Annotated in this window: 8 protein-coding genes; 2 read left to right on the top strand and 6 right to left on the bottom strand. The window is 68.6% G+C overall.

Annotated elements, in window-relative coordinates; genetic code table 11:
* Positions 1-91: 91 nt before the first annotated feature.
* The gene (locus H5J31_RS09685; RefSeq protein ID WP_181772145.1) at positions 92-721 is read right to left on the bottom strand and encodes a TetR/AcrR family transcriptional regulator; all 630 of its coding nucleotides are present in this window, start codon (positions 719-721) and stop codon (positions 92-94) included.
* Between the two features lie 112 nt (positions 722-833).
* Here H5J31_RS09685 and H5J31_RS09680 point away from each other — a divergent pair, with 112 nt between their 5' ends.
* Together H5J31_RS09680 and H5J31_RS09675 are read left to right on the top strand one after the other, a co-directional pair.
* Positions 834-2,543, top strand: coding sequence for an acyl-CoA dehydrogenase (locus H5J31_RS09680; RefSeq protein ID WP_181772153.1), 1,710 nt, complete (start codon positions 834-836; stop codon positions 2,541-2,543).
* An 11-nt stretch (positions 2,544-2,554) separates the two neighbouring features.
* Positions 2,555-3,601: an oxygenase MpaB family protein gene (locus H5J31_RS09675; RefSeq protein WP_181772144.1), complete on the top strand. Its 1,047-nt coding sequence runs from the start codon at positions 2,555-2,557 to the stop codon at positions 3,599-3,601.
* Positions 3,602-3,605: 4 nt separating this feature from the next.
* Here the strand turns inward: H5J31_RS09675 and H5J31_RS09670 are convergent, their stop codons facing one another.
* From H5J31_RS09670 to H5J31_RS09650, 5 genes are read right to left on the bottom strand one after another with little or no spacing between them, the layout of a single operon-like run.
* The gene (locus tag H5J31_RS09670) at positions 3,606-4,043 is read right to left on the bottom strand and encodes an LppU/SCO3897 family protein (protein ID WP_181772143.1); all 438 of its coding nucleotides are present in this window, start codon (positions 4,041-4,043) and stop codon (positions 3,606-3,608) included.
* 43 nt (positions 4,044-4,086) lie between these two features.
* A complete protein-coding gene (locus tag H5J31_RS09665) occupies positions 4,087-4,698 on the bottom strand; it encodes a class I SAM-dependent methyltransferase (protein ID WP_181772142.1) in 612 nt (203 codons plus the stop codon).
* Between the two features lie 10 nt (positions 4,699-4,708).
* Complete coding sequence (locus H5J31_RS09660) at positions 4,709-5,359, bottom strand: cation transporter (RefSeq protein WP_181772141.1); 651 nt, start codon at positions 5,357-5,359, stop codon at positions 4,709-4,711.
* Complete coding sequence (cmtR, locus tag H5J31_RS09655) at positions 5,356-5,697, bottom strand: Cd(II)/Pb(II)-sensing metalloregulatory transcriptional regulator CmtR (RefSeq protein WP_181772140.1); 342 nt, start codon at positions 5,695-5,697, stop codon at positions 5,356-5,358. The genes H5J31_RS09660 and cmtR overlap by 4 nt, the downstream gene beginning before the upstream one ends.
* A gap of 33 nt (positions 5,698-5,730) precedes the next feature.
* Entirely contained in the window at positions 5,731-7,149 is a 1,419-nt protein-coding gene (locus H5J31_RS09650; RefSeq protein WP_181772139.1) for an alpha/beta hydrolase, read from the bottom strand.
* Between the last annotated feature and the right edge of the window lie 54 nt (positions 7,150-7,203).

Below are 7,203 nucleotides of genomic sequence, written 5' to 3'. Positions count from 1 at the left end.
CTTCAACGTTGCGAAAGTGGCTTTCGCAACACCCCGCCACGCCGCCGTTCAGCTCGACACGCCAAGAGCCCTTCGGCTCCTTTGGAGACGCTTAGCCGACCAGGCCGATGGCTGCTCGGATCGCGACGACGAACCGCTCGGGCCGGTATCGCTCGGGATCGGTGAGCACGAGCCGTGCGGCCATCTCGAAGAGCGCGGTCACCGTATGGGCGACGATCTCCGGATCGAGTTCCGGCGGGGCGTCGATGGCGTCGAGGAGCCAGCGCGCCAAGGATTCCGCCCGGTCGAGCGCGATACCGCGGGCGGCCTCACGGGCGGCGTGGAACTCGGCGGGCATGTCGGCCATCGGCATGACGACGCAGTACCAGCGGTCGGGGGTGCTCTGGACGGCGCCGAGGAAGTCGGCGAGGGTCCGTGCGATGAACTCGGGGGCGTCGTCGGTGAGGAATCGGCCCGGGTTGCCGGGCAAGACCTCCAATAACTGCTGGAGCGCGGCCTCCTGCTCGCGCCGGAGGAGTGCGGCGAGCAGTTCGTTCCGGCTGCGGAACTGGCCGTAGACCACGGGTTTGGTCACTCCGGCCTGTTCGGCGACGGCGTCCATGGTCGTGGCGTTGTGGCCTTGGGTCACGACCAGATGCAGCGCCGCGTCGAGCACCTGGGTGCGGCGCTGTTCGGCGGGGACGCGTGCGGCGTAGGTGCGGCGCTTCCGCGTGGTCGTCAACGGCCCTCCCGATTTCACCCCTGGACAAAGTTACTCTAGCGTAGGATATTGCTACGCGTCAGTAGTAATTGTGAGACGGGAGACCGCCGTGGGAACGAGGCAGGCGAGCGAACTGCTGGTGCACCCGCACCGCTACGACCCGGAACGGTTCGACGCCGAGACCAGGCGGCTGCTGCGGGCGACGATCGACTGGTTCGAGTCGCGAGGCAAGCGCAAGCTGGTCGCCGACTACCACGCCAAGACCTTCTACCAGGACTTCCTGGACTTCGTCGCCGACGAGGCGATCTTCTCCACCTTCCTCACCCCGGCCCGCGATGCGGCTGGGAACCCGGGACGCCGTTGGGACACCGCGCGAGTGGCGGCGATGTCGGAGATCCTCGGGTTCTACGGCCTGAGCTACTGGTACGCCTGGCAGGTCACCGTGCTCGGCCTCGGTCCGGTGTGGCAGAGCGACAACGCCACTGCGAGGGCTCGGGCGGCACAGGCGCTGGAAGCGGGCGGGGTGGCCGCGTTCGGACTGTCCGAAAAGGAGCATGGCGCCGATATCTACTCGTCGGACCTCGTGCTGACCCCCGACGGTAAGGGCGGTTACCGCGCGAACGGTTCGAAGTACTACATCGGCAACGGAAACTGCGCGCGGACCGTGTCGGTCTTCGGCCGCATCGACGGTGTCGAAGGCCCGGACCAGTACGTGTTCTTCTACGCGGACTCCGAGCACCCGAACTACCACGTGGTGAAGAACGTCGTGCCGTCGCAGATGTACGTCGCCGAGTTCCGCCTCGACGACTACCCGGTGTCCGAAGAGGACATCCTGCAGACCGGCGAGGCCGCGTTCTCCGCCGCGCTGAACACGGTCAACATCGGCAAGTTCAACCTGTGCTTCGGCGGCATCGGACTGTCCACCCATGCCCTCTACGAGGCGATCACGCACGCGCACAACCGGATCCTGTACGGCGCGCCGGTCACGAACTTCCCGCACGTCCGGACCGGATTCGTCGACGCGTACGCCCGTCTGATCGCGATGAAGCTCTTCTCCGACCGCGCCGTGGACTACTTCCGCTCCGCGAGTCCCGAGGATCGCCGGTACCTGCTCTACAACCCGGTCACCAAGATGAAGGTCACCACTGAGGCCGAGAAGGTCGTGGCACTGCTCGGCGACATCGTCGCGGCGAAGGGGTTCGAGGTCGAGGGGTATCTGCCGCTCGCGAAGACCGACGTCACCGGGCTGCCCAAGCTGGAGGGGACCGTCGCGGTCAATCTCGCGCTGATCGGCAAGTTCATGCCGGCCTATCTGTTCGACCCGCGCGAATACCCGCCGGTCCCGACGCGCACCGATGCCGCCGACGACGAGTTCCTGTTCCGGCAGGGGCCCGCGCGCGGTCTGGGCAAGATCCGCTTCCACGACTGGCGCGCCACCTACGGACGTTTCGCGAAGGTGCCCAACGTCGCGCGGTTCACCGAGCAGGCCGAGGCCTTCGCCGAACTCATGCGCACGGCGCCGCCGGACGCGGACCAGCAGGGCGACCTCGACCTGACGCTCGCCTTCGGCGAGCTGTTCACGCTGATCGTGTACGGACAGCTGGTCCTCGAACAGGCGGAGATCACCGGACTGGACGACGACGTCCTCGGCGCGGTGTTCGGCGTCCTGATCCGGGACTTCTCCGGTCTCGCCGTCGCCCTGCACGGCAAACGCGGGAGCGCCGATGCGCAGCGAACCTGGGCGGTCTCGGCACTACGCGCGCCGGTCGTCGACGTCGAGGCGTTCGAACGCGTCTGGTCGCAGGTGGTCGCCCTGTCCGGCGCTTACGCGATGAAACCCTGAAGGAGTCGAAGATGACACGCGTGGAACCGATGCAGGACTACGGGTTCTTCGGGCCGGGTTCGGTCACCTGGAAGGTGTGGGGCCACGTCACGGCCGCCGTCACCGGGCTGCAGCGATCCGTCGTGGTGGAGGAACTCGACCCCGCCCTGATCGCCGCCGTCGACAAGACGGGCGCCAACTACGCGCGGCCTCGCACCCGCTACGACCGCACGGTCCGCTACTTCGCGATGGTGGCGTTCGCCGACAGCCGGAAGGTGTCGCAGGCCGCGGACGTCCTGGTGAAGGTGCATGCCAAGGCGATCGGTGTCGAGCCGGTCAGCGGCAACCACTACGACGCGAACGATCCGCACTCCCAGCTGTGGATCCTGCTCACCGGCTGGCATTCGGTGCTCAAGGCCTACGAGCTCTACGGCGGCGGCAAGCTCACCGTCGCCGAAGAGAACCGGTACTGGGAGGAATGCGCCGTCGCCGCCGAGTTCCAGACCTGCGATCCGGCGGACGTGCCTCGTACTCGCGACGGCGTCCGTGAGTACTTCGAGCGGATGCGTCCGCGGCTCGCGGTCAGCGAAGCGGCCCGCAAGATGATGGATCACCTGCTGACGGCGAAGGTCGTGCTCCCGCCGGCGCCGAAGTGGCAGGCTCCAGCACTCTGGATCGTGAACTGGTTCCTGCGTGCCGGGACGATCGCGACCATGCCGCGCTGGATGCGGAAGCTGAGCGGCTTCACCCAACCGCGGATCGTAGACCTGCTGATCCGGCCGTTCCTGAAGCTGGGTTACGGCCTCGTCGACGGCAACCCGCGGCTGAAACTGGCCGTCGCGCGGCTGCTCGCGCCGTCGGCGGTGCCGGTCATCGCGCCGTACGTCCTCGGTGTCCCGCCGGTGTCGGAGGAGGTCCTGACCCCGGCGGAGGCACGGCGGCGTTACGGCTTCGACAAACCCGCCGACGCTCACCGCGACATCCGCGCGAAGCAGCACCAGCGGGTGTTCGGCGACGGCCAGGCGCCCAGCGAGGAAGGGCTGATCGAGTCGCAGGCGATGCTCGGTTCACTGTCCTGAGTGGTCAGTTCCTCGGCATGACGCAGAGTTCCCGGGACTGCCCCGACTCGAAGTCGTAGACGACGGGATTCCCGTACTCGTAGCCGGGGACGGAGTTGCAGTCGGAACCGGTACCCGACGCGAGCTGGGCGATCACCGAGTAGTTGGCGGCACTGTCCGAACAGTGGACCCGGACGGCGCTGCCGCTGAACGCGCCGTTGCTCCCGGCGTCCTCGTCGGCGGAGATGCAGTCACCGGCCTGCGCCGAGAAGGGATCGGGGTCGACGGCGGGGACGGGGGCGCCGCCGTCGGTGGCGAGCGCCACGGTCACCGCGATCGCGCCGACGGCGACGACGAGCGAGGCGGCCGCGATACCGAAGATCAGGCCCGTATTCGGGGTCTTCTTCGGCGGCATGACGGGATGCTGGTGCCAGATCGGGGCTTGCTGCTGGGGGAAGGTCACCGCACCAGGATCGACGGCGGCGATGAAATTTGGATGACACGCTTCACTTGCGGGCCACGAGCCGTTCCACCAGGCCGAGTTTGAACCGCTCGCGCTGTTCGACGGTGAGGCCGAGGGCGGCGATCCTGGTCAGCGGGCGCCGCAGGAAATGTTCGCCCGCCATCGGCACCGTGACCTTCTCCGTGAGCCATTGCAGGCCGCGGACGACGCGGGACGTGCTCGCGACGTGGTCCAGCAGGATCAGCCGTCCACCCGGACGGAGGACGCGGGCCATTTCCGCGAGCGCCTTGCCGTCGTCCGGGATGGCGCAGAGGCCGAGGGTGCAGACCACGGTGTCGAACGACTCGGCGTCGAAGGGCAGGTCGTGGGCGTTTCCCCGCCGCAGGGTCACCGGGTGGCCGAGGGTCGTGGCTCGTTCGCGGGCGATGTCCAGCATGCCGTCACTGAGGTCGATGCCGGTGAGGGTGACTTCCGCGGGATAGAGCGCCAGGTTCAGGCCGGTGCCGACGGCGACCTCGAGGACGTCGCCCGTGGCCTGACCGCAGGCCCATGCCCGGGAATCGCCGAAGAGCTTCCGGTCGAGGAACTGCATCTCCCGGTCGTAGTTCTGGGATTTGCCGTCCCAGTACCGGTTCCACCGCGCGGGCCGGGTCATGGCGCTCCTTTCAGCAGCAGTGCTCGCCGCGCCAGGCTTCGCGGCCTTCCTTGACCGCGACGGCGGCGATGACGAGTGCGACCAGCGGATCGGCCCAATACCACCCGAAGAGGCTGTTGAGCAGCAACCCGACGAGCAGCACACCGGACAGGTAGGTGCAGAGCAAGGTCTGTTTGGAGTCCGCGACGGCGCTCGCGGAGCCGAGTTCGCGGCCGGCGCGACGCTGGGCGTGCGAGAGGAACGGCATCACCAGCAGGGAGACCGCCGCCAGCACGATGCCGACCGTCGAGTGCTCGGCGGGATCGGCGCCGAACAGCGTCCGCACGGATTCCACGGCCACGTAGGCGGCCAGGGCGAAGAACGAGACCGCGATGACCTTCAGTGCGGTGCGCTCGCGAGCTTCGGGGTCCTTGCCCGAGAACTGCCACGCGACAGCGGTGGCGGAGGCGACCTCGATGACCGAGTCCAGACCGAAGCCGATCAGCGCTGTCGACGACGCGATCGTGCCGGCAGTGAGGGCGATGATCGCTTCGATGACGTTGTAGGTGATGGTCGCGGCGACCAGCAGCCGGACCCGGCGCGCCAGCACGGCCCGGCGATCGGGAGCGACGGTGTCGACAGAGGACACGGCGCAGCAGCCGTCCGTGCAGGTATCGCTCATCGGATCACCTCGACGGCAGGCGCGTCGTCCACACAGGGCTCCTCGGTGTCGACGGCGAGCACGACCTGAACCAGTTCCCGCAGCGCGCGAGCCAGATGCGCGTCCGCCAGCGCGTAACGGACCTGCCTGCCTTCGTAGGTGGCGACGACCAGTCCGCAGCCTCGTAGGCACGCGAGGTGGTTGGACACGTTGGAGCGGCTCAGCCGGAGCTGTTCGGCCAGTTGGCCCGGATAGCTCACACCGTCGAGCAGTGCGACCAGGATCTTGCAGCGGTTCGGGTCGCCCAGGGCGCGGCCGAGCCGGGCGAGCGCGGCACCTTGCGTTTCACACGTCAGCACAGCCCGAACAGTACAGCCTCCGCTGAACAATGCTCAAGGGGTCAGTTCTCCGGGGCAGAACCTGCCGTGCGGAGGCAGGGTGCCGTCGATCAGATACGCGTTGCCCAGCGCGCGCAGGCAGGTGTTGCCCAGCAGGTAGGCGGCGTGCCCGTCGCCGTGCCGGACCGAACTCGCTCGCGGGAACTGCCCGGCGACATGGGCCGCCCCGAGGTGGGAGGTGTTGTTGTCGAGTTCGCCGATCGTCACCAGAACCGGGGGCGCGTCCGGTGCGGAAAGCGGGTGCGGGGGATACGCGGGCTCACCCGGGATGCCTGCGCAGCGTCCGAGTTCGTAGCGGCCCTCGATCCAGCCGAATCGCGGGGCGATGGCCTTCAGTCGCCGTTCGATCCTGAGAAACCCCTGGTAATCCGGCAATGTCGGCATGAAGTCGTGGCACAGCGTCGCGCCCTGCACGGAACCGGTCGGCCCGGCCGGCGGGTACTGGAGCACGGTGTCGAAGTCGGAGGCGTCCCCGGCGCGGGCCTTGGCGATGGCGCGGGCGAGATCCGGCCACCGTGGCGGGTTCATGCCGACGAGCGCGCCGGCGAACAGATCGCCGGGTCGGTCGGATGTCGCGACGAGGTCGTCCCAGGCCTTCGCGGCATCGCTGCCGTTCAGTGCGCACGACGGCGTCCGCGCGCACCAGTCGCGAAACCGGAGAAGCTGCTGTTCCTGGGTGAGCGCGTAGTCGGACAGCCAGTCGATCAGCCGGGGCCTGGTGTGGTCGGCGACGCCGTCGAGGTACATCCGCTCCAGCCGCGTGCCGAACAGCTCGGCGTACGCCTGCCCGTACGTGGTGCCGTAGGAATTGCCGAAGTACCGCAGTTTCGGCTCGCCGAGTGCAGCCCGGAGCGCGTCCAGATCGTGGGCGATCTGCCAGGAGTCGAGACCCGCGAAAGCCGGGCCGGCGGCCTGGCGGCATCCGGCGTCGTAGGCGGCGTTCTCCGTGGAATGGGTCCGCCATCCGGCCTCGTCCTGCTGTCGCACCAGGCCGAGGATCGACGGCTGCGGCCGGGGACAGTCGATCCGAGTACCTTCCCGGCCGAGGCCGCGGGGGTCGAACACGACGACGTCCAGCCGCTCGGTCAGCTGGTCGAGCCAGCTCTGGATCGACGGGGGCCTCGGGCCCACGATGGCGGCGGTGCTGTTGCCCGCACCCAGGTTGGCCACCACGGTGCCGGTCTTGCGACTCGGATCCTTCGCCGCGACGCGCACGACGTCGATGCCGGTGACAGGCCCCGCGGGATCCGCCCAGTTCACCGGGACGGTGAGCACCGCGCACCGCGTCCCGTCACCACAGTCACTCCAGCTCAGCGAGGGTTCCGGCGCGGCCGACGCGGTATGCGCGGCCAGCGTCAGCACCCCTGCGGCGAGCACCGCGCCGTACCGCCAAGACGTCCTTCGATTTGTCATTCGCGCCGTTCCTCCCTAGGTTGCCGCCTCACGCTGGCAGTACGAGCGCGGGTG

The sequence above is a fragment of the Amycolatopsis pittospori genome, assembly GCF_013870525.1.
In the GTDB taxonomy this organism is placed as follows: Bacteria; Actinomycetota; Actinomycetes; order Mycobacteriales; family Pseudonocardiaceae; genus Amycolatopsis; species Amycolatopsis pittospori.
Note: the sequence above shows the minus strand (reverse complement) of the source record. Positions and strands in the feature narration are given on the sequence as shown.